Below are 2,802 nucleotides of genomic sequence, written 5' to 3'. Positions count from 1 at the left end.
TACTCTCAGGTATAACTGTATCAATGCTATTTTCTCCACTAATGGCTTTACCTAGTGGAGGTAAATTTACTCATGGGACTAGTGGAACTATAACTTCTGGTAATGGTCATATGCAAATTAATGGCAAAGAAACAAACTCCGTCATTCAATGGGGTGGTGGTTTTAGTATAGGTAAAGGTGAAAGTGTAAATTTTGGAGGTAATAGTAAAAACTACCTAAACATTGCTCATGGGACAAGTAAATCTACCATAGAAGGTGTATTAAATGCAAAAGGTAATAATGTCTTTTTAATTAATCCTAATGGGGTAATCATTACTAAAACAGGAACTATTAATGCTAATCGCTTTGTGGCTTCTACTTCGTCTTTAAATGAAAATGATTATAAAAATTTCTTTTCTAAAGGTGCAGCTTTTTCACCGGTGTTTAAAGCCAATAAATTGGGTAATGTAGTAAACATGGGGACTATTAATTCCGATAACATATTACTTATAGGAAATAAAGTTAAGGTTGAAGGCAGTATCGTACCACTTTATTCAAATGGTAATATGGTTAATTTGGTTGGTAATGAAATAGATATATTATTAGATAATATAAAGGCATATCGAATTGTAGCTAGTGCATATGAAAAAGGAGAATTACGAGAGTTAGCAACATCTGCTTATTATGATTCTAAAATAACAGATGCTATATATAAATTTAAAACGCAAGAATACAATAATATAGAAAATTTAGGCAATAAAAAATTGGTTACAGATGATTTTCAAAAATATATTGGTATAGGATCTGATTTAGATTGGTTTTATTTTTCGAAAATGTGGAACGAATCTAAAACAGTGGCTCGGTTTAATAATGATTATAGATTAGTAAATGATATTTATTTTGAAAATAAAAACTATGCAAATTATTGTATATCAGGACATGGATGTGCAAATATGATTATCGGATATGATATTGTATTTGCTAAAAATTTTGATGGACAAGGATTTGCTTTAAATAATATTAATATAGATACAACTATCTTAAAGGATAAAATAGATTATGTTGGTGTATTTGGACGAGTAGGGCATGATGCAAGAATAAAAAACATCAAAATAGATTATAATTTAGGAGGGATTAAAACTTCTGCGGCTTATGCCGGTGGATTTGCAGGGGAAGTTATAAACAATGCGGAATTTAGTAATATATCTTTAAATAGAATAGAAGGTATAAGTGCTAACCATGTTGGTGGATTTGTGGGTATTATCAGGAAAGATAAACAATCTTATCCAAGAAATCCAGTATTCTCAAAGATAGAATTAAACAATATTAAAAATATAGGAAAAGAAAATAGTAGATATGTTGGTGGATTTACCGGATATATAGTTAATGGCACATTTAATGATATAACATTAAATAATATAGAAAATATCAAAGGAGATAGAGCTGGTGGTTTTGTGGGATATATCAACAATGAATACAATCAATATAAAGATGCAACTATAAAAATACAAAACATATCACTAAATAATGTAAAAAATATAGGAATCCAAGGAGTTACTACCTATTCTGGAGGTTTTGCAGGTGAAATAAATTATGGGGATTTTTCTAATATATCTTTAAATAATGTGGGAAATATTTATGGTAATGCTGGTATAGGAGAATACTATAAAGGTTATGCTGGTGGATTTGCAGGGTATATTCTTAAAGGAAATTATTCTAATATATCTTTAAATATTTTTGGGGATATTATAGGAAATCATGCTGCTAGTGGTTTTGGAACTTTATTTGGTTTCCAAAGCAGACTTTTATCAAATATCTATATGTATTTTCAGCCTGATTCAAAATTGATTAGTAATAATTATTTATATAAATTTGTAAACAGCTCATCGGGTTTAAATAATATTAATATTTATCATAAGGAAGGGGAATTGACAAATGCAGAAGAAATACCAGATAAAATGAAAATTTATACCTATACAGATGAAAATGGTTATATAAATTTTAAAGAAGCAGTACTGGGTAAATTAGAAGGACTACGCGAAGAAGATGGAAATTTAATCTTTGCACAAAAACCTGATATAAATATAGATATAGAAAAACCTTCAGAGGATGTTGTATTGGAAAAAGATGATGTGGTTAGTATTAAAGATTTGCAAGATATGCTTGATGTTATATCTAATGGTAAATACTCAATTCATATAAAAAACCCTGATATAATTTATGGAATAACTGATAGCATACGCCAAAGTTTGGATTTTTTAAAAACATTATATGCTCAAGAAAAAATAAGCGAGATATTAGAGAATATTGATGTGGAATATAAAAATATATATAATAAATATCAAGATATTTTAAAACTAATTGATGAAAGTAAAATCTCTCTTAATAAATTTATTAGTGGATCTTTAAAACCTTTAATCCAAGAAACAGAAAATTTTATCGAAAGATTGATTATTTATCAAGGACAACTTAATGATAAAATTGCAGAATATAATGATTATGTGGATTTAATTAACCAGGGTTTGGCAAATAAAAATGATGAATATCTTGATGATTTGAAAAAAGATATGAATATGTTGATTAATGCTAGTAAGAATTTGGCAGATAAGATTAATAAAAATCAAGAGCAATTGATTAAATGGAAAGAAGAAGCTCTAAAACAATCTCAAGGGCATTTTGAAATTAAAGGTGCTTTTGCTAATGTAATACTAAATACAAATTTAGATCTAAATGAAATAGATCCACCTAAGCCTATAATCCCACCTACACCAATAGAACCACCAATTGTAGTACCACCTACACCAATAGAACCACCAATTGATA

The 2,802-nt window shown here is 28.2% G+C and carries 1 protein-coding gene; it reads left to right on the top strand.

Features of this window, described 5'->3' with window-relative positions:
- Positions 1 to 23: 23 nt before the first annotated feature.
- Positions 24 to 2,802 (top strand): filamentous hemagglutinin N-terminal domain-containing protein (locus L8V85_RS08240; RefSeq protein ID WP_263737820.1); only part of this gene is annotated, 2,779 nt, incomplete at its 3' end.

The organism is Campylobacter sp. IFREMER_LSEM_CL2090, assembly GCF_025771865.1.
Classification (GTDB): domain Bacteria; phylum Campylobacterota; class Campylobacteria; order Campylobacterales; family Campylobacteraceae; genus Campylobacter_D; species Campylobacter_D lari_D.
This window is presented reverse-complemented; position numbering and strand designations above follow the sequence as displayed.